The sequence below is a fragment of the Acidovorax sp. GW460-11-11-14-LB4 genome, from assembly GCF_059423685.1.
This window is the reverse complement of sequence record NZ_JBWKYJ010000013.1, coordinates 11915-30949: the sequence shown is the minus strand read 5'-3', so window position 1 is coordinate 30949 and position 19035 is coordinate 11915. Positions and strand designations below refer to the sequence as shown.

Below are 19035 nucleotides of genomic sequence, written 5' to 3'. Positions count from 1 at the left end.
AGATGGGCGTTGTGTATGCCCGGTAGGCCCCGTCAGGTCCCGGTGTAGCACTCGCCTGCGTCCACTCAGCGCAGCAGGCCCTCGCCCAATGCGCAGGCCACCAGCGCCAGCACACATCCGCCCAGGCCCAGCCACCCCAGCCGCAGTGCCCAGCGCTGGCTGGCCTGGGGCCACAGGTTCATGGCCAGCACCAGCAACCAGCCCAGCACCATCCATGCGGCCAGCACCAGGGCCACACCGGCGACCCAGCCAGCAGCCAGGCTGGCGGTGGTGGTCTGCAACAGCAAGGTGCCCAGCGCCACCGCCTTGGCGCACCATCGCGCCGCACCCGTGGGTGTGTCATCGCCCCACGCACGGGTGGGCACTGTGCGGGCCCAGCAGGCCAGTGCCACCAGCGAGGCCAAGGCGGCGGCAATGCCCAGCAGTTCGTTCATGCGGTCTCCGAGGGCTGTGGGTGGCGCGGGGTGTGACGGGTGCGGCTGCGATGGCCCAGGCCCCGGGCCCCCAGCCGGTGGTGCAGCGGCCGCACGCTGCTGCAGGCTGCTGCCGTGCAGAGCATGGCGGCCACCCAACCTTGCCGCAGCCCAGCCTTGGCTGCCAGGCCGGCACAGGCCAGCCCTGCCAGCAGCCACAGCAGGGCGCTGGTGCGAGGCGCCCAGGTGCGCACCGTGGCCGCAGGCAACCCGACAAAAAACGACAGCAGCAGGCCCAGCATGCCGGCCGATCGAGCGGGCTCAACCGCCACGATGTGCGCCAGACGGAATGACTCCACCGCCAGCGCCGCGCAAAGCCAGAAGGGCAGGTGCGCCAGCGGTGCCAGGGGCCAGGGGCGGCCCGTGTGGGACACCACATGCCGTGGTGCCGCCGCTATAGCAGCAATGGACGGGCGACTCCCCCGGCGCCGATGAACCTGCTGCACCCGCTGCGGGCCCATGAACGCCGCCACGCCCGCACAGGCCAGACCCGTGACCACAAGGCCCAGGGCCATGGCAGGTGCCAGGGCGCTACCGAGTGCCAGGCCGGTGAGCGCTGCCACCGCCAACAGTGCCCCAGTGCTGCCCAGCGCCACCCGCCATAGCGCCAGCGTGCGCAGCGCCCACGCGGCCAGGGCCGACATCAGCAGCCACACGGCAATGAGCACCCACACGGTCCACACGGGCCGCTGCGCCAGCGGGGCCAAGCCCGCAGGTCCCCACAGGTGTACGAACACCGCCACGAGGAGCGCGGCGGGCACGGTGGCATGCAGGGCCAGAAAGAAACGTTGCATGGTGGGTGTGGTGTGGAAGGTGGGGGGGGGTGCCCGTCAGCCCGCCGCGATGGCGTTGCCTGCGGACGCCGGATGCGCCGCGTCGGCCTCGCGCCTGCGCTGCTGGCGCGCATCCAGCCAGATCAGCGTGCCCGAGATCGACAAAAACGCCGGGGTCATGCCCAGAAAAAAATACAGCCACTTGAGCGTCAGCCCGCCAAAGTCGCCAAAGTGCAGCGGCTCCATCAGGCTGTTGACCAGCGACCAGAAGCCCGCCGTGCGTGGGTCGTGCACCTTCTTGGGAACGCCCGTGACGGCATGGATGTCCACCCGCGCGGTGCTGGCCAGGTGGCCGCTCAGGTTGCCGGTGAAACCCGCCTCGGCGGTGCCCGTGCCCCAGCGGCGCAGCGACACATAGCGCGCCTCCAGCCCCGGCACGGCCTGCTGCGCGGTGGCATACATCGCATCCAGCGACTGCATGGGGGCAGGCTCGCTGCCCTCGGCCTTGCGCGCGGGCTGAGAGGGCGCCATTGCGGCAGGGGTTGTGATGAACTTGTAGCCCTGCTCGAACAGCGGCGCCAGGCCCATCCACGCGCCGGTGGTGGCGATCAGGATGTGAAAGCCCAGCCCCCAGATGCCGGCGGACTTGTGCAGGTCCGACATCACCACGCGAAAGCTGCGGCCCCAGCGCTGGGTGAACAGCTCGGCCAGGATCTTGCGGTGGATGACGATGCCGGTGGCAATCAGCACCAGCATCGCCGCGCCGAGGAACCCCACGATCCAGCGCGGCCCGAAGAACAAAAACACATGCAGCATGCGCAGGTACTGGCCGAGCTGGCTGTCCACCGGGCCCACCACCGTGCCGGTGTCGGAGCGCAAGGCCACCTTGGTGCGCGTGTTGGCCGGGGCTCCGCGCTCGCGCACGAACGCGAAGTAGCTGGGGTTGACGGCATCGGGCAGCGCGATGGTCTCCACCGTCGCGCTTGGGTAGCGGGTCTGCAGCTGCGTGAGCACCGCGTCGAGCGAGGCCGGCTTTTCAGAGCGTGGCAGCTTTGCCAGTGAAGGGTTGGCCCAGAGGTCGATCTCGTTCTTGAACACCACCACCGCGCCCGAAAAGCACACGATGAACATCAGCAGCCCCGTGACGATGCCCGCCCAGGAGTGCAGGGTGAAGAGGCGGTTGAGCGTGCGCTGGCTGGTCATGGCGTGTGGGCGGCGGGGTGGGGGCGCTGCGTCAGAAGAAGTACGTCACACCCAGGCTGAAGTTGCGCGGCAGCGAGGGCGAGACCACGTTGGCGTTGATCGCGCCGTCGTAGTACGCCTTGTTGAACACGTTCTTCACGCCCGCCGTCACGCGGTAGTTCTCGCCCACGTAGCTGACGGACGCATCGGCCACAAAGTACGACGGCAGCGTGAAGGGGTACGAGCCGATCTGCTCGCTCACATAACGTCCGCCCAGGCCCAGCGTCACCCGCTGGTACTGCGGCAGTTTGTAGGTGGCCCAGGCCGTGAGGGTGTGGCGCGGCGTGAGGTTGAGCGGCAGGCCCACAATCGCCGCGTTGTTATCGCGCGTGACCTTGCTTTGTGTGTAGGTGTAGGCGCTGGTGATCTTCCAGCCGTTCTTCAGGTCGGCGCCCAGCTCCAGCTCCAGCCCGCGTGCGCGCTGCTCGCCGGTCTGCACGCTGAAGCCCGTGTTCACCGGGTCGGCGGTGGTCACGTTCTGGCGCACCAGGTCGAACACGGCGAGCGCGCCGGTGATCTGGCCACCGGGGGCCTCGTACTTCACGCCCGCCTCCCACTGCTTGCCGGTTTCGGGCACGAAGTTCGATCCACCAAACGTCAGGCCCGACTGGGGCAGGAAGGACTCGCCATAGCTGCCATACGCAGCCCAGCCCGGCTTGAACTCGTACACCAGGCCGGCCGACAGCGTGGTGGCGTTGTCCTTCTGGCGCGTCTGCGTGTTGGCCACGCGGTTGTTGGTGTCGTTGGTGGACCAATCGCGGCGCAGGCCTACCAGGGCCGTCCAGCCCTGGCCAAACTTGATCTGGTCCTGCGCATACAGGCCCGCCACGGTGAGCTTGGAAGGCGCATCGCTGGTCAGCGCCTCGGGGCAGGTGGCCTGCATGCCGTACACGGGCGCAAACAAGTCCAGCGCGCCGATGCGGCAGGTGCGGCTGGCCAGCAGGCTGGTGCCGCTGCGCACATCCAGGCCCGTCACCAGCTGGTGCTTTACGCCCAGCGCTTCAAAGCGCGACAGCAGCGAGGTGTCGGTGGCCAGCAGGTCGTAGTCCATGTACTGGCGCGAGGCCTGGCGGTTCTGCAGCCGCTGGTTGGCCTGCAGCGCCTGGTTGGAGACAAAGTTGCCTGTGCCCTTCTCGGTCTCGTAGCGCACGTTCTGGCGGAAGGTTATGGCCTCCGACATCTTGTGCTCCAGCGTGTAGCCCACCGTGGTGCTTTCCACGTCATACACACCGAAGCTCGGATCGCCCGTGAACATCGTGCGTGACAACGTGCCATTGCGGTTGGGCAGCACCGTGCCGTAAGGCGTGATGCCCTGCTGGCGCATCCACTCGCTCTGGCTGTAGGTGGCAAACAGCACCAGGTCGGTCTGCGCGCCCAGGTCGATGGACAGGGAGGGCGCAAACCACCGGTCCTTGCGGTAGACGAACTGCGTGGGGTCGTCGGCGTTGGACACCTGCGCATTGATGCGAAGCGCCGTCTTGCCCGATTCGGACAGTGGCCGGTTGATGTCGGCCTGCAGCGTGCGCTGGCCGAAGCTGCCCACTTCCACACCCACCTCGTTGATCGCCTCCTTCTTGGGCCGCTTGCTCACCGCGTTGACGATGCCGCCCGGCTGCACCTGGCCATAGAGCACCGAGGCCGAGCCCTTGAGCACCTCGAAGCGCTCGTAGCCATAAGGCTGCAGCTTGGCCCACATGCCCGGGCTTTGCACCAGGCCATCGACCAGGATGGACTCGGTGGAGCGAAAGCCCCGGATATTCAGGTCGTCAAACCCCCGGCGCCCAAAGTTGACCGGGCTGACCCCCGCCACGGTCTGCAGCGCTTGCTGCACATTGGTGATCTGCCGCGATTCCATCTGCTCTCGCGTGACCACGCTGACGGACTGCGGCGTCTCCAGCCGCCGCATGGGCGCCTTGCTGGCGGTTTGGGCCTCCACGGGTGCAAAGCCCATGTCTTTTTCGGTGCTGGCGTTGATGCGGACTTCTTGGAGCTGGGGCGCGGTCACTGCCGTGTCGGCGGCCGGTGTGCTGGCCTGCTGCGCCATGGCGGCCTGGGCAAGGCACAGGGCCAGCGGGGTCAGGGCAAACAGCCCGGCCCTGGGACTAAAGGTGGCGAAACAGGACGGGATGGAACAAAGGCAGGTATGCGAGGAACGCGGTGAAAGCGCCGCGCGCGAAGGCAGAGAAGACATGGAGGTCCCGATGGAGAGAAAGGCGGACAAACGCTGAAGGCGCTGGCTCGCGTGGCTTTTCGGGACGCTGGCTGGCAGTGCTGAATTGTATTGAGAATTATTATCGTTCTTTTGAGTCGCGATGTGAGGACTGCGATATGTCAGTCTTTTCCGAATTCAGTGGACTGGTGTCCAGCGTTTGGCAGCTGGGTTTTGCGCCGCTCTTTTCACAAGGGTTTGGGATAACCGCCTGCTGGATCCAGAGGATTGCTGCTCGTGCACCAACGCCAACAGCGCGCCTGAATGCCTTGATCGTTTTGTACGGTTTGACACCCGGGTGGTCATCCGTCGGGGCGTTGAGCAGGCGCTGGGAAATGACCCAAGAGAGGGGCATTGGTTCGCCGCTCAGAAAAAAATGCTGTCTTCCGGGTATTTCCAGCGTTCGTAAACCGTAAGCTCGCCGCTCCGCTACATTGCCAGCCGTGCGTGCGGCCGTGGCGGGAATCTTTCCATGACGCTACCTCAAACCATGAAAAATCGATTTCTGTTGCTCTTAGTTTTTACGCTCGCTTTTGTTCTCAGCGGATGTGCCACCCGGACAAATATGGCGTTTCAGGACGATACAGAGCGGCTGACCGAAAAAAGCAAACCCATCTTTCTCCTCACCGCCACGATCAAAAATTCCTACCGAACCTCCCATCAGCCAAAGCTACTGGTGGTTCATGTCGAGAAACCAGGGGCGAAAGAAGCGGCTGACCGCCTGAACTTCACGATGGACGAAAAAGCCAGGCAAGAAGCCGGCTCAGCCGAGTCTGGAAACAGTTACCTGTTGAGGCTGGCACTGGATCCCGGGCAATATGAAATTCGGGGACTCACGAGTTTGGCGAGTTCTTTTCCCATCAACGCCATGTTCTTCGCGCCCATGCATTCCCCTCTTGAAGTCAGCGGCAACGGAGTGTTCTATCTGGGGCACATCGCGGCGACGGTTCGAGAACGCCAGGGCAACGAATTCAAGGCCGGGCCGTCGATTCCTTTGATCGACCAAGCTGTTGCCGGTGCTTCCGGTGGCACATTCGATATCGCCATTACCGACAGGTTCGATGTCGACGAGCCGGCCTTCCGCGCGAAGTTTCCTGCTTTGGCAGGTGCTCCGATCAAAAAGGCGATTCTTCCGGCATTTGACCGAGCCAAGGCTCAGCAATGGTGGGAGCTGCACTGAAGCGTGGTCATTTTTCGGGATCGCCACAGGGCGATGCCATGAGCCCTTGCCTAGATACTGGCGCGTGACTGGTCGTGTCAACAAAGTGACGCGATAACTGTTTTGCGCGCAGCTCCATGGTGCGGTTCACGGCGTCTCGTGAAGACGGGGGCACTACCCCTCCAGTTTCGGATTTGCTATCGACTACGTAGCTACCAGCGGTGGGCAAGCAACCGTTAGTGGCCTTTCTTTTCAAGCTCCCTGGAGCTGGTGGCCGTGTCGCCGTCAGCCCCGTCTGCCACGCCGCCATACCCCGGATACGCGCCACTTTCCTCGCCCAGCGCCGCACTCTCCTGCCGCTCACGCGCCATCTGTTCCGCAAACTGGTTGCGGCCTTCGCGCGCCACGGCGATGAACTTGGCGCGGTCCTTGTGGTGCGGGTACATGCGGTCGGCCAGGGCGATGTTGTGGGTGCGAAAACGCTGGGTGATGGCGGTGGCTTGCGCGGGTGGCAGGCCCATCAGCTCCAGCACGGTGTGGGCGCTTTGCAGGCTGGACTCGAACAGCTCACGCTGGACCAGCGTCACGCCCAGGTCGCGCAGCTTGTTCCAGTGCGTCACATCGCGCGCGCGGGCCACGACCTGCAGGTGCGGGAAGTGTTCGCGCGCCAGCTTGGCGATCTGCAGGGACTGCTCGGCATCGTCCACGGCCACCACCAGGATGCGCGCATGTTCGGCCCCGGCGATGCGCAGCAGGTCGAGCCGCGTGGCGTCGCCGTAGAACACGCGGTAGCCGAAGGTGCGCGCCACTTCCAGCATGTCCACGCTGTGGTCCAGCACGGTGGTGGGGATGCCCTGGGCCAGCAGCACGCGCGAGACGATCTGCCCATAGCGGCCGAAGCCCGCGATGATGATGGGTGCCTCTTGCGGCTCGGAGATTTCCTCGGCCTGGGGCGTGGCGGTCTTGAGCTGGGCATAGCGGCGCAGCAGCACGCGGTCCAGCAGCACCAGCAGCAGCGGGCTGATCAGCATCGACAGCGCCACGGCCCCGATCAGCAGCGAGGCAGTCTCGGCCGGGAACACGTTGGCGCCGGCCGCGGCCTGGAACACCACAAACGCAAACTCGCCGCCCTGGGCCAGCAGCAGGGTGAAGACAGGGCGCTCCTGGTAGGGAATCTCCACCACCTTGGCCAGGGCGTAGATGACCACGGCCTTGGCCGCCAGAAAACCGACCAGGATGGCGGCCATGAGGCCGGGCGAGCGCAGGATCACGCCGAAGTCGATGCTCATGCCCACGGCGATGAAGAACAGCCCGAGCAGCAGGCCCTTGAAGGGCTCGATGTCGGCCTCCAGCTCGCGGCGGTATTCGCTGTCGGCCAGGAGCACGCCGGCGAGAAAGGCGCCCAGCGCCATCGACAAGCCCACCAGCACCATCAGGTAGGCGATGCCCACCACCAACAGCAGCGCGGCAGCGGTGAAGATCTCGGGGGTGTTGCTCTTGGCGATCCAGCGCAGCACGGGGCGCAGCAGCAGGCGCCCGCCGAGGATGATGGCGGCGATCACGCCGACGATCTTCAGCACCTCCAGCACCATCTCGCCCGGCGTGTGGCCCGCGCCTTCGCCAGCGGCGGCGCCCAGCACGGGCAGCAGGGCCAGGATGGGGATGGCGGCCACGTCCTGGAACAGCAGGATCGAAAAACCTGCCTGGCCGCTGCTGGTGCGCATCAGGTTGCGCTCGGCCAGCACCTGCAGCGCAATCGCCGTGGACGACAGCGCCAGGCCTAAAGCGCCCACCAGGCTCACGCGCCAGGGCAGGCCCGCCAGCGCACCCAGCGCAAATAGCACAGCCGCGCAGCCCAGCACCTGGGCGGTGCCGGTGCCGAAGATGGGGCGGCGCAGCGCCCACAGGCGGCTGGGTTGCAGTTCCAGCCCGACCAGGAACAGCATGAGCACCACGCCAAACTCGGCAAAGTGCAGGATGTCCTGTACGTTGCTGACCAGCCCCAGGCCCCAGGGCCCGATGGCGATGCCCGCCGCCAGGTAGCCAATGATGGCGCCCAGGCCCAGCGCCTTGGCAATGGGCACGGCCAGCACGGCAGCGGTGAGGTACAGGAAACCGTAGGTGAGCCAGGTGGGGGCGTGTTCCATGGATGGGCGTGCGCTTGGGGGTCGTCGTGGGGAGGCAGAACACCGCGCCCCCGGGGAGCGGGGCGGGTGTGGCAGATTCTGGCACCGCTGCAAGGCGTTGGGTTGGGTGCCGTGGGTTGGATCTGTGGCGCTATTTATTTGATAGCTATTAAGGCATGATTATCTAGCGCCTGAGCCTGTTTTTATGCAGATCATGGTGCATGGAGCCCCGCGTTGCTAAGATGCGGGCCCTTCTTCGCACACAGGCACGGTGACCCATGGATTTGCAGACTTGGCTGGCTTTTTTTGCGGCGTCTTGCCTGATTGCGGTGTCGCCGGGCTCGGGGGCTGTGTTGTCGATGAGCCATGGTCTGTCGTTCGGTGTGCGCAAGACGGGCGCCACCATCCTGGGCCTGCAGCTGGGGCTGCTGCTGATTTTGCTGATCGCCGGGGCGGGCGTGGGCTCGCTGCTGCTGGCGTCCGAGGTGGCATTCAGCATCGTCAAGGTGCTGGGCGCTTGTTACCTGATCTATGTGGGCTTCTGCCAGTGGCGGGCTGGCGACAAATCGCCGGTGCAAGGGGATGAGACCGAGTCGGCGGGCACTTGGCAAAAACGCTGCCTCTCCGGCTTTCTGACCAACGCCACCAACCCCAAGGGCATCATCTTCATGGTGGCCGTGTTGCCCCAGTTCATGACCGACACGCGCCCGCTGTGGACGCAGCTGCTGGTGATGGCCGCCACTACCGTGACGGTGGACGTGGTGGTCATGCACGGCTACGCTGCGGGGGCCAGTGCCCTGCGCCGTCTGATGCGCAGTGCGCGGGCCGTGCGGGCGCAGAACCGCGTGTTCGGCGGTTTGCTGATGGCGGTGGGGGCGGGGCTGTTCTTCGTCAAGCGCGGCGGTCAGCACGCCTGAGGCGGCTGCGGCACCGCTGGGGTGTCAGAGGGTGCTTCTGATTTGATAGCTGCTAGCGTATATAGATATTGCGCTTGAGGCTGATTTGGCTTGTATTTTCATGGACCTGCAGATTCCAAGGAGCTTGTCATGCCAGTAGTTGTTGTCGCCAACCCGAAGGGCGGCGTGGGCAAGTCCACGCTGTCCACCAACATCGCGGGCTACTTTGCCAGCCAGGGGCATCCCGTGATCCTGGGCGACACCGACCGGCAGCAGTCCGCCCGGCTATGGCTGGGCCTGCGCCCGCCCGCTGCACGCCCCATCGGCAGCTGGGACACCAGCTCGGACGTGATCAGCCGCCCGCCCAAGGGCACGACGCACGCGGTGCTGGACACGCCTGCCGGCCTGCACGGCTGGCGCCTGAACGACGTGCTCAAGCTGGCCGACAAGGTCATCGTGCCGCTGCAGCCCAGCGTGTTCGACATCTTTGCCACGCGGGCCTTTCTGGACCAGCTGGCCGAGCACCGCCACGCCGCCGGGGTGCCCGTGGGCATCGTCGGCATGCGGGTGGATGCGCGCACCAAGGCGGCCGAGCAGCTGCACCACTTTGTGGACAGCCTGGGGTTTCCGGTGCTGGGCTATCTGCGCGACACGCAAAACTACATCCACCTGGCAGCGCACGGACTCACGCTGTTTGACGTGGCCCCTGGCCGCGTTGCGCGCGACCTGGAGCAGTGGCAAGGGATCTGCACTTGGCTCAATTCTTGAAGGACAGCGTGAAGCACGACGTACATCCACTCCCCCGGGAAAACACCTGTCACCCGGCAGACAAGGCGCGCCGGAGCGCGGGGCTACATTGCAACGATGAAAATCTTCCGCTCTTATTCCGAAGTCAGCGCCTGCGTAGGTCAAGAGGTCGCTGTGACCGACTGGATCACCATCACGCAGGAACAGGTCAACCTGTTCGCCGAGGCCACGGGCGACCACCAGTGGATCCACGTGGACCCGGAGCGTGCCAAGGCTGGGCCGTTTGGCGCACCCATTGCGCACGGGTTTCTCACGCTGTCGCTGATTCCCAAGTTCTTCGAAGTGGGCCTCACCATCGAGGGGGCACGCATGGGCGTGAACTACGGGCTCAACAAGGTGCGCTTCACGGCGCCGGTGCCGGTGGGCAGCCGCTTGCGCGCGCGCCTCACGCTGCAGGCTGCCGAGCCCGTGGCGCCCGATGGCATGCAGATGACCTGGCTGGTGACGGTGGAGCGCGAGGGCAGCGACAAGCCGGTGTGCGTGGCCGAATCGCTGGCGCGCAACTTCGGCGCCCCGGCCTGAGCCGGGCCACCAGCGGGCAGGAGGTCTGAACCATGGACCGCCTGCAAGCCATGAAAATTTTCGAGCGCGTGGTGGAGGAGGGCGGCTTTGCCGCCGCCGCCCGCGCCATGGACATGTCGCCCCCCGTGGTCACCCGCATGGTGGCCGAGCTGGAGCAGCACCTGGGCACGCGCCTGCTGCAGCGCACCACCCGCAAGCTGGCGCTCACCGACGCGGGGGAGTCGTACCTGCAGCGGGTGCGCGCCATCCTGCACGAGATCGATGATGCCGAGGCCGCTGCCGCTGCCAGCACGCGAGATCTGCGCGGCACCATCCGCATCGTGGCGGCACCAGTGCTCGCCACCAACTTTCTGGCACCCATGGTGGCGGTGTGGCATGCCTACTACCCCAAGCTCATGCTGGACATCAGCATGGACGCCTATGCCTCCAGCCGTGTGGATGAGTTCGATGTGACCATCATGGTTGCGGGCGAGGACTTTGACGCCAACATCGTCGCGCGCCCCCTGGTGCAGGGGGAGGCGATTGTGGTGGCGTCCCCCGACTACCTGGAGCGCCGGGGCATTCCGCGTGAGCCGCAAGACCTGGTGCACCATGACTATCTGCGCGACTCGAGCGCGCCTGTGCGCCTGCAGTCGGGGCCCGGCCGCAAGCTGCGTCTGCAGTCGCTGCGGGCAGACGTGCCGGATGAAGAAGTGGACGCACCGGCGGTGTTGCAGTCCGTCAGCACCGAGCTGCTGATGCGTGCCGCTGTGGACGGGGCGGGCGTGGCTGTCACGTCGCGCCTGCTGGCCGAGGAGCACCTGGCCCGCGGCGAACTGGTCCACATCCTGCCCGGCTGGATCTTTTCGCGCTACACGATCTATGCGGCGCTGCCCTCGGGCCGCATGCTGCCCGCGCGCACGCGGGTGTTTCTGGACTTCCTGACCGAACATGTGCCCCGTGCCATGGCGGAAAAGTCCGGCCAGCTCAGTTGAGCTGCGCGAACCCGCTGATGATCGTGCCTTCGGGCTCGACCATGACCTGCCCGTCGGGCATGGCAAAGCTGTTCTGGCGCCAGGCCTCGAACACGGTCACCGCCACCGCGTTGGACAAATTGAGGCTGCGCTGACCCGGCACCATGGGCAGGCGCAGGCGCTGCGCCGGGGGGAAGCTTTCGCGCAACTCGGGGGGGAGTCCCCGCGTTTCAGCGCCAAACACCATCCAGTCGCCGGGCAGGAAGCACGTGGAGTGCACGGGTTGTGAGCCATGCGTGGTCATCGCAAACATGCGGGTCGGGTCCGGCTGGGTGTCTCGCAGAAAGGCCGTCCAGCCCGCATGGACCTGCACGCTGGCGTATTCGTGGTAATCCAGCCCTGCCCGCCGCATCTGGCGGTCTTCCATCGAGAACCCCAGAGGCTCGATCAGATGCAGCGAACACCCGGTGTTGGCCGCCAGGCGAATCACATTACCGGTGTTGGGCGGGATCTCGGGTTCGACGAGGACGATATGGAACATGACCGCCATTGTCATCGTTGGACCTGTGAGTTGAGCAACCGCTCGTAATCAAAAGTATCCCTTTGGTAGGTGTGCGCTACCTCCTCGGTTCCTGTTCGCTACCTGTCTGGTGCTTTTCAGTCCAGCTCCGTGCGCGACAGCACAGCGGCTGTGACGTGCGCGACACCCGCCTCGCGCAGTGCCAACGTAGCAGCATGCAGGGTGGCGCCCGTGGTCATCACGTCGTCGATCAGTACCACCCGCTGGCCGCGCAGGCTGGCTGCGTGGGCGGGTTCAACGGCGAAGGCGCCACGCAGGTTGCGCAGCCGCTGCGCCCTGGGCAGGCCGCTTTGTGCCTCGGTGGCGTGCAGGCGCAACAGTGTGTGGCAGTCTGCCTTGGCACCAGCCAGCTGCCTCGCCAGCAGGGCCGCCTGGTTGAAGCCCCGCTCGCGCAGGCGCTCGGTGGACAGGGGCACCGCCAGTACCCGGTCGGCCGCGTCCAGCGCCGGCTCCATCCAGGGCGTGCTGCGCATGAGGGTGACCAAGGCCCTGGCCCACCCCGGATCGCCGCGAAACTTGAACTGCGTCAGGGCGTCGGTCCAGGGGTAGGCGTAGTCCACGGCGGCAATGCAGGCGTCGAAGCTGGGCGGGTTCTGCAGGCAGGCGCCGCAAACGTCAACCCCTGCGGGCACCCGAAGTGCACATCGCCGGCAACGCGTGGCGGGCTGGGCGAACCGCATCACGCAGGCGCTGCAGACACGCTGCGATGGCCATGCGTGGCACACGGCGCACTGGCTGGGCACTTTGTCCGCCCAGGCGTGGAGGCGGCGTGAAATCCCTGGCAAACCCAAAAAGAGCATGAATCAATATACTCGCGCGTCCTTCTGCACCGCCCATGTCCTCCGAGCGTCCCCCCACCATTGATCCTGTTGCCGCCGCCCGCTGGCATGCCGCAGCCCCGGCTGCATCCCCCTGGCTGCACGAAGAAGTGGCGCGCCGCATGGAGGACCGACTGCAGTGGATTCGCCAGGCCCCAGAGTCTTGGTGCCACTGGGACCCAGTGCGTGGCGGTCTGCAGGCGCATGCCCTGGTGAGTGCTCGCTACCCGCAGGCGCGCTGCCAGGTGTACGAAACCAGCGCGCATTGCGAACCCGTTGCGAGGCAGGCATTGGCCAAGCCCTGGTGGAACCCCGCCCGCTGGGGTGCTGGGGCCCTGCAAATGGGGCCTCCGGCCGATGCCAGTGTGCAGATGTTGTGGTCCAACATGGCGCTGCACATGGCGGCCGACCCGCAAGACCTGATTGGCCGCTGGCATCGCGCCCTGGCGGTGGACGGTTATCTGATGTTCTCGTGTCTCGGACCGGACACGCTGCGCGAACTTCATGGCGTGTACGCCGTCTTGGGCTGGCCGCCTGCGGGCCATGCCTTTACCGACATGCACGACTGGGGCGACATGCTGGTGCACGCAGGTTTTGCAGAGCCGGTCATGGACATGGAGCGCATCACGCTCACATTTGCCACGCCCGAGCGGTTGGTTCAGGAGCTGCGCGAGCTGGGTGTCAATTTGCACCCTGATCGCTTTCCCTCATTGCGCGGACGGCGCTGGCGCGACAAGCTCTACCAAGTGCTGTCTGAGCGTCTGGCCGATCCGGGCCAGAATGGTCAGTTGGCACTGACTTTTGAAATCATCTATGGCCATGCCTTCAAGCCTGCACCCCGGGTGCGCGTCAGTTCCAGCAGCGCGGTGTCGCTGCAGGACATGCGTGCCATGTTGCGCAAGGGCGGCACTGAGAACTAACCTGTAACGGCGTGTCAATGACTTGGAACAAGGCACGCTACAATTCTTGGTTATTGAGATTTCGGGCATCTTCCCGCGCAATTTGGCAGGCTGTGCCTGTTGTGCCCAAGGCGCAACGTGTGCTGCAGCCGGCAGTCTTGTGAGCACTCACGGTGACGGGCTTGGTTTTTCGTTTTGCCACGGTGTCGGGTCAGCGCATTGACTGGCGTCTGGTTCGCAATTGTTCGGTCACGCCGACGCAATTGGGCTGGATGTACCTGTCGCTGTGTGTGGTGTCCCTGGGGATCGCGACATTCTTCTGGATGCTCGGCGCCCACCTGGTGATGCCCTTCGCCTGGCTCGAAATCGTGGCAGTAGGGATTGCATTCGCCATGTACGGTCGCCATGCGGCGGATGGCGAGAGGATTTCATTGCAGGGCTCACGCCTTGTGGTGGAGCTGGAGACAGCAGGCAGGCTGGAGCGCGCGGAGTTTGACCGGAGCCGGGTTCGCGTAGAGCCCAAGACGGGAGACCATTCGCTGATCACGCTGTCTGCGCAGGGCCGTTCGGTGGAGGTGGGGCGCTATGTGCGCCCAGAGCTCCGACCGGCCTTGGCATCGGAGATCCGCATGGCCTTGCGCGCTGCCTGACCCCACGCAGGCGCGCGAAAGGGATTGGTTAAATTGAGGCTTAGAAGTAAGTGAGAACTATGAAGAGCATTTCCAACAAGCTGGCTTCTCTGCTGCTGATTGCCGGTGCATGGGTGGGCTCCGCAGCCCATGCCGTTCAGGACCTGCCTGGCGGCCCTGCAGTCAACCAGCTGAACCTGGCGCCGCCCGTCACTAAGATCGCAGAAGAGCAGCACTTTCTGCACTGGATGATGCTGATCATCTGCACGGTGATCTTTGTTGCAGTGTTCTCCGTGATGTTCTACTCGATCTGGAAGCATCGCCGCTCCAAAGGCGCGAAGGCTGCCAACTTCCACGAGTCGGTGACGGTTGAAGTGGTGTGGACCATTGTTCCTTTCATCATCGTGATCCTGATGGCCTTGCCCGCCACCAAGGTGCTGGTGGCCCAGAAGGACACCACCAACGCCGACCTCACTATCAAGACCACGGGCTACCAGTGGAAGTGGGGTTATGACTACATCACGGGCGAAGGCGAAGGCCTGGCGTTTATCTCCACGCTGGACAGCAGCCACCGCGTGATGTCCGACAGCGGCAACGTCAAGGACGCCCCCGCCAACTACCTGCTCAAGGTGGACAACCCCATGGTGGTGCCGGTCAACAAGAAGATCCGCATCATCACTACGGCCAACGACGTGATCCACGCCTTCATGGTGCCTGCCTTCGGCATCAAGCAGGACGCGATCCCTGGTTTCGTGCGTGACACTTGGTTCCGCGCCGAGAAGATCGGCGACTACTACGGCCAGTGCGCCGAGCTGTGCGGCAAGGAGCACGCCTACATGCCCATCCACGTGAAGGTCGTGTCCGCCGAGGACTACACCGCCTGGGTGGCCGAACAAAAGAAGAAGGCCGCAGCCAAGCTGGACGACCCCACGAAGGTGTGGGCACTGGACGACATCCTAAAGCGCGGCGAGAAGGTGTATGCGGCCAACTGTGCTGCCTGCCACCAGGCCAATGGCAAGGGCGCTGGCCCCATCAAGCCACTCGATGGCGCTGCCGTGGTGCTGGATGCCGATCATGCAAAGCAGATCCAGGTGCTGCTCAAGGGTCAGAACAACGGCGCCATGCCTGCATGGGCACAGCTGAGCGACACCGACATCGCCGCCGTGGTCACCTATACCAAGAACAACTGGTCCAACAAGACCGGCCAGCTGGTGCAGCCAGCTGAAGTTGTGGCCCAGCGTGGCAAGTAATCATCGCCCCATCGTATTGAGGAATTCACCATGAGCGCAGTACTCGACAACCACGGGCACGCTGGCGACCACGCACACGACGGCCACGACCACCATGGCCCCACCGGCTGGCGCCGCTGGGTGTTTGCCACCAACCACAAAGACATCGGTACGCTGTACCTGCTGTTCTCGTTTACCATGCTGATGGTCGGTGGCATCCTGGCCCTGCTGATCCGCGCCGAGCTGTTCCAGCCCGGCCTGCAACTGGTGAACCCCGAGCTGTTCAACCAGCTCACCACCATGCACGGCCTCATCATGGTGTTCGGCGCGATCATGCCGGCCTTCGTGGGCTTTGCGAACTGGATGATCCCGCTCCAGATCGGCGCGTCCGACATGGCCTTTGCGCGCATGAACAACTTCAGCTTCTGGCTGATGATTCCTGCCGCGTTGATGCTGGTCAGCTCGTTCTTCATGCCCGGTGGCGCTCCCGCTGCGGGCTGGACGCTGTACGCACCGCTGACGCTGCAGATGGGCCCTTCCATGGATGCCGGCATTTTCGCGATGCACATCCTGGGTGCCTCGTCCATCATGGGCTCGATCAACATCATCGTGACCATCCTGAACATGCGCGCCCCCGGCATGACGCTGATGAAGATGCCCATGTTCGCCTGGACTTGGCTCATCACCGCTTACCTGCTGATCGCTGTGATGCCTGTGCTGGCCGGTGCCATCACCATGACGCTGACGGACCGCCACTTCGGCACCAGCTTCTTCAACCCCGCCGGTGGTGGTGACCCGGTGATGTACCAGCACATCTTCTGGTTCTTCGGGCACCCCGAGGTGTACATCATGATCTTGCCGGCCTTCGGCATCATCAGCCAGATCGTGCCCGCGTTCAGCCGCAAGAAGCTGTTTGGCTATGCCTCCATGGTGTACGCCACCTCGTCCATCGCGATCCTGTCGTTCATCGTGTGGGCCCACCACATGTTCACGACCGGCATGCCTGTGACTGGCCAGCTGTTCTTCATGTACGCCACGATGTTGATCTCCGTGCCCACGGCCGTGAAGATCTTCAACTGGATCGCCACGATGTGGCGCGGCTCTATGACGTTTGAAACCCCCATGCTTTTTGCCGTGGGCTTCATCTTCGTGTTCACCATGGGCGGTTTCACCGGCCTGATCCTGGCCATGGCGCCCATCGACATCCAGCTGCAGGACACCTACTACGTGGTGGCCCACTTCCACTACGTGCTGGTGGCAGGTTCGTTGTTCTCCATGTTTGCTGGCGTGTACTACTGGCTGCCCAAGTGGACCGGCGTGATGTATTCCGAAACCCGTGGCCAGATCCATTTCTGGGGTTCGCTGATCACCTTCAACATCACCTTCTTCCCGATGCACTTCCTGGGCCTGGCTGGCATGCCCCGTCGTTATGCCGACTACCCCATGCAGTTTGCTGACTTCAACGCGATTGCCTCGGTGGGTGCGTTTGGCTTCGGTCTGATGCAGGTGTACTTCTTCCTGGCGGTCGTTGTGCCTGCCATGCGTGGCAACGGCGCCAAGGCCCCCGCCAAGCCATGGGACGGTGCCGAGGGCCTGGAGTGGGAAGTTCCTTCCCCCGCGCCTTTCCACACGTTTGAGAATCCTCCCAAACTGGACGCCACTGCAACCCGCGTGATTGGCTGAACACCATGTCCATGACCCCCGAGCAAAAAAAGAGCAACCTGCGGCTGGCGCTGATTCTGGCGTCCGTGGCGGTGGTGTTCTTTGTCGGGTTCATGGTCAAGGTGGTGTTGCTGTCCCGCTGAAGCCACTGGCCCACCCCATGAGCCTGCACCGCGAAAACGCCAAGATGGTCGGCAAGCTGGTCGTGATTGCGGCCGGCATGTTCGCCTTCGGCTACGTGCTGATCCCGATCTACAAGCACATCTGCGAGATGACGGGCATCAACATCCTGTCGCTGTCCGAGCGGCAGGTGCCTGGCAACGGTGTGGCTGGCAAGGATGTACGCGTACCCGCCAACACCCAGGTGGACAAGGCGCGCACCATCACCGTGGAGTTCGACGCGAACTCGCGTGGTCCCTGGGACTTCAAGCCAGCGCAGCGTTCTGTGCAGGTGCACCCTGGTGAACTGACGACGGTGATGTACGAGTTCCAGAACGTGCAGAACCGTCGCATGGCCGCTCAGGCCATCCCCAGTTACGCGCCCCGGCAGGCCGCTGCGCATTTCAACAAGCTGGAATGTTTTTGCTTCAATCAGTACACCCTGGAGCCGGGTGAAAAGAAAACCTGGCCCGTGGCGTTCGTGATTGATCCGAAATTGTCCAAAGACGTCACCACGATCACGCTGTCGTACACCTTCTTCGAGGTGGGCGGCAAGACACCGGCAGCTCCCGAATCGACGGCGGCGGTGGTGCTGCCCGCGCCCAGCTCTGCAGGCATGCAAGGAGCCGGGTCATGAGTGCGCCCCTGGAGCCATCGGCAGACGTCAAGCCCTCGCAACGCAAGGGCTCGTTGCTGCGCACAGTGCGTGCAGTGGCATGGTCGCTGATTGGCTTGCGCAAAGGCAGCGAGTACCAGCAAGATGTCGAAAAGCTCAATCCGATTCACATCATCGTGGTGGGATTGATCGCGGTTTTCTTGCTCGTCATTGGTCTGATCGGGCTGGTGAACTGGATTGTGTGAGTGTGTGTTGGCTGGTTCGTGCGAACAAATACTGAAAACAAAGATTTTGAGAATCAGGAGCTGAAATGAGTGCATCAACCCACGGCGGAACCCCGTACTACTATGTGCCCGCCGAGTCCCGCCACCCGGTGATGGCCGCGGCCGGTCTGTTCTTTGTGATCCTCGGCGCAGGCCAGTGGATCAATGGCCACGACTGGGGTAAATATTCTCTGGCCGTGGGGCTGGTGTGGTGGCTGTTCACGCTGTACCAGTGGTTCGGCGACGCAGTGCGTGAGAGCGAAGGTGGCCTGTACGGTCACAAGATCGATCTGTCGTACCGCTGGAGCATGAGCTGGTTCATCTTCTCCGAGGTGATGTTCTTCGGCGCGTTCTTCACAGCCCTGTGGTGGGCACGCTCCCACTCGGTGCCTGCTTTGGGCAGCCTGGACAATGCGCTGCTCTGGCCCGATTTCAAGGCCGTCTGGCCCAGCCTCGCCGCTGGCGCCACCGCTTCGCCGGCCGGCATCATCGAGCCCTTCCAGACGGTGGGCCCCTTCTGGCTGCCCACGATCAACACAGCGCTGCTGCTGACCTCCGGCGTGACGCTGACCATTGCCCACCACGCCCTGCGTGAAAACCAGCGTGGCAAGACCATCGGCTTCATGTGGGCCACGGTGCTGCTGGGTTTCGTGTTCCTGCTGGTGCAAGGTTATGAGTACTACCACCTGTACACCGACCTGAACCTCAAGCTCAGCTCGGGTGTGTTCGGCTCCACGTTCTTCATGCTTACCGGGTTCCACGGCTTCCACGTGTTCCTGGGTATGCTGATGCTGCTGGTGATCACGCTGCGCTTGCAAAAAGGCCACTTCACGGCCGACAAGCACTTTGGCTTTGAAGGGGCTGCCTGGTACTGGCACTTTGTGGACGTGGTGTGGCTGGGCCTGTACGTGCTGGTCTACTGGATGTAAGTCAGACCCCGAAGCCATCAAAAAAGCGCCTCGCGGCGCTTTTTTTGTTCCACCCTCTGCGTGCTGGCCAGTGGTGGCCTTTGATGGGCTC

General features: G+C 64.2%; 20 protein-coding genes. 13 read left to right on the top strand and 7 right to left on the bottom strand.

The annotated features are described in order from the left end of the window. Positions 1 to 65: 65 nt before the first annotated feature. From AC07X4_RS07485 to AC07X4_RS07470, 4 genes are read right to left on the bottom strand one after another with little or no spacing between them, the layout of a single operon-like run. A complete protein-coding gene (locus tag AC07X4_RS07485) occupies positions 66 to 434 on the bottom strand; it encodes a hypothetical protein (RefSeq protein ID WP_436077664.1) in 369 nt (122 codons plus the stop codon). Then, complete coding sequence (locus tag AC07X4_RS07480; RefSeq protein WP_494739697.1) at positions 431 to 1267, bottom strand: hypothetical protein; 837 nt, start codon at positions 1265 to 1267, stop codon at positions 431 to 433. Before AC07X4_RS07480 ends, AC07X4_RS07485 begins: the two co-directional genes overlap by 4 nt. 36 nt (positions 1268 to 1303) lie before the next feature. Beyond that, positions 1304 to 2449, bottom strand: coding sequence for a PepSY-associated TM helix domain-containing protein (locus AC07X4_RS07475; protein ID WP_494739696.1), 1146 nt, complete (start codon positions 2447 to 2449; stop codon positions 1304 to 1306). Between the two features lie 31 nt (positions 2450 to 2480). Next, positions 2481 to 4532: a TonB-dependent siderophore receptor gene (locus tag AC07X4_RS07470; RefSeq protein WP_494739695.1), complete on the bottom strand. Its 2052-nt coding sequence runs from the start codon at positions 4530 to 4532 to the stop codon at positions 2481 to 2483. A 637-nt stretch (positions 4533 to 5169) separates the two neighbouring features. On the opposite strand from AC07X4_RS07470, the gene AC07X4_RS07465 reads away from it, so the two are divergent. Beyond that, positions 5170 to 5877: a YgdI/YgdR family lipoprotein gene (locus AC07X4_RS07465; RefSeq protein WP_494739694.1), complete on the top strand. Its 708-nt coding sequence runs from the start codon at positions 5170 to 5172 to the stop codon at positions 5875 to 5877. Positions 5878 to 6092: 215 nt separating this feature from the next. Here the strand turns inward: AC07X4_RS07465 and kefC are convergent, their stop codons facing one another. Then, positions 6093 to 8003 (bottom strand): glutathione-regulated potassium-efflux system protein KefC, encoded by a 1911-nt coding sequence (gene kefC / locus AC07X4_RS07460; protein WP_494739693.1) that lies wholly within the window; start codon positions 8001 to 8003, stop codon positions 6093 to 6095. Between the two features lie 257 nt (positions 8004 to 8260). Here kefC and AC07X4_RS07455 point away from each other — a divergent pair, with 257 nt between their 5' ends. The 4 genes from AC07X4_RS07455 to AC07X4_RS07440 all read left to right on the top strand — a co-directional run bounded on the left by AC07X4_RS07455 (position 8261) and on the right by AC07X4_RS07440 (position 11181). Continuing rightward, a complete protein-coding gene (locus AC07X4_RS07455) occupies positions 8261 to 8899 on the top strand; it encodes a LysE family translocator (protein WP_494739692.1) in 639 nt (212 codons plus the stop codon). 129 nt (positions 8900 to 9028) lie between these two features. Next, positions 9029 to 9646, top strand: coding sequence for a nucleotide-binding protein (locus tag AC07X4_RS07450; protein WP_015015513.1), 618 nt, complete (start codon positions 9029 to 9031; stop codon positions 9644 to 9646). A gap of 96 nt (positions 9647 to 9742) precedes the next feature. Continuing rightward, positions 9743 to 10207, top strand: a complete 465-nt coding sequence (locus AC07X4_RS07445; RefSeq protein ID WP_015015512.1) for a MaoC family dehydratase — start codon at positions 9743 to 9745, stop codon at positions 10205 to 10207. A gap of 32 nt (positions 10208 to 10239) precedes the next feature. Beyond that, positions 10240 to 11181, top strand: coding sequence for a LysR family transcriptional regulator (locus AC07X4_RS07440; RefSeq protein ID WP_121942124.1), 942 nt, complete (start codon positions 10240 to 10242; stop codon positions 11179 to 11181). On the opposite strand, the gene AC07X4_RS07435 is transcribed toward AC07X4_RS07440, so the two are convergent. Together AC07X4_RS07435 and AC07X4_RS07430 are read right to left on the bottom strand one after the other, a co-directional pair. After that, the gene (locus tag AC07X4_RS07435; RefSeq protein WP_056066014.1) at positions 11174 to 11701 is read right to left on the bottom strand and encodes a tRNA (cytidine(34)-2'-O)-methyltransferase; all 528 of its coding nucleotides are present in this window, start codon (positions 11699 to 11701) and stop codon (positions 11174 to 11176) included. The genes AC07X4_RS07440 and AC07X4_RS07435 overlap by 8 nt on opposite strands. Positions 11702 to 11817: 116 nt before the next feature. Beyond that, positions 11818 to 12540, bottom strand: coding sequence for a phosphoribosyltransferase family protein (locus tag AC07X4_RS07430; RefSeq protein ID WP_494739691.1), 723 nt, complete (start codon positions 12538 to 12540; stop codon positions 11818 to 11820). Between the two features lie 35 nt (positions 12541 to 12575). Here AC07X4_RS07430 and AC07X4_RS07425 point away from each other — a divergent pair, with 35 nt between their 5' ends. The 8 genes from AC07X4_RS07425 to AC07X4_RS07390 all read left to right on the top strand — a co-directional run bounded on the left by AC07X4_RS07425 (position 12576) and on the right by AC07X4_RS07390 (position 18944). Further along, positions 12576 to 13478 (top strand): methyltransferase domain-containing protein, encoded by a 903-nt coding sequence (locus AC07X4_RS07425; RefSeq protein WP_494739690.1) that lies wholly within the window; start codon positions 12576 to 12578, stop codon positions 13476 to 13478. Between the two features lie 152 nt (positions 13479 to 13630). Then, positions 13631 to 14107: a DUF2244 domain-containing protein gene (locus AC07X4_RS07420; RefSeq protein ID WP_056066007.1), complete on the top strand. Its 477-nt coding sequence runs from the start codon at positions 13631 to 13633 to the stop codon at positions 14105 to 14107. A 59-nt stretch (positions 14108 to 14166) separates the two neighbouring features. Then, positions 14167 to 15336 (top strand): cytochrome c oxidase subunit II, encoded by a 1170-nt coding sequence (coxB, locus tag AC07X4_RS07415; RefSeq protein WP_056746812.1) that lies wholly within the window; start codon positions 14167 to 14169, stop codon positions 15334 to 15336. Positions 15337 to 15366: 30 nt separating this feature from the next. Beyond that, entirely contained in the window at positions 15367 to 16998 is a 1632-nt protein-coding gene (ctaD, locus tag AC07X4_RS07410; protein ID WP_056066001.1) for a cytochrome c oxidase subunit I, read from the top strand. A gap of 11 nt (positions 16999 to 17009) precedes the next feature. Continuing rightward, positions 17010 to 17120 carry a cytochrome oxidase small assembly protein gene (locus AC07X4_RS07405; RefSeq protein ID WP_225581085.1) on the top strand — a complete coding sequence of 37 codons (111 nt, stop codon included), beginning with the start codon at positions 17010 to 17012 and terminating at the stop codon, positions 17118 to 17120. A gap of 17 nt (positions 17121 to 17137) precedes the next feature. After that, positions 17138 to 17773: a cytochrome c oxidase assembly protein gene (locus tag AC07X4_RS07400; protein ID WP_494739689.1), complete on the top strand. Its 636-nt coding sequence runs from the start codon at positions 17138 to 17140 to the stop codon at positions 17771 to 17773. Further along, positions 17770 to 17997: a DUF2970 domain-containing protein gene (locus AC07X4_RS07395; protein ID WP_056065993.1), complete on the top strand. Its 228-nt coding sequence runs from the start codon at positions 17770 to 17772 to the stop codon at positions 17995 to 17997. Before AC07X4_RS07400 ends, AC07X4_RS07395 begins: the two co-directional genes overlap by 4 nt. A 65-nt stretch (positions 17998 to 18062) precedes the next feature. Then, positions 18063 to 18944, top strand: coding sequence for a cytochrome c oxidase subunit 3 (locus tag AC07X4_RS07390; RefSeq protein ID WP_056065990.1), 882 nt, complete (start codon positions 18063 to 18065; stop codon positions 18942 to 18944). Positions 18945 to 19035: the final 91 nt, after the last annotated feature.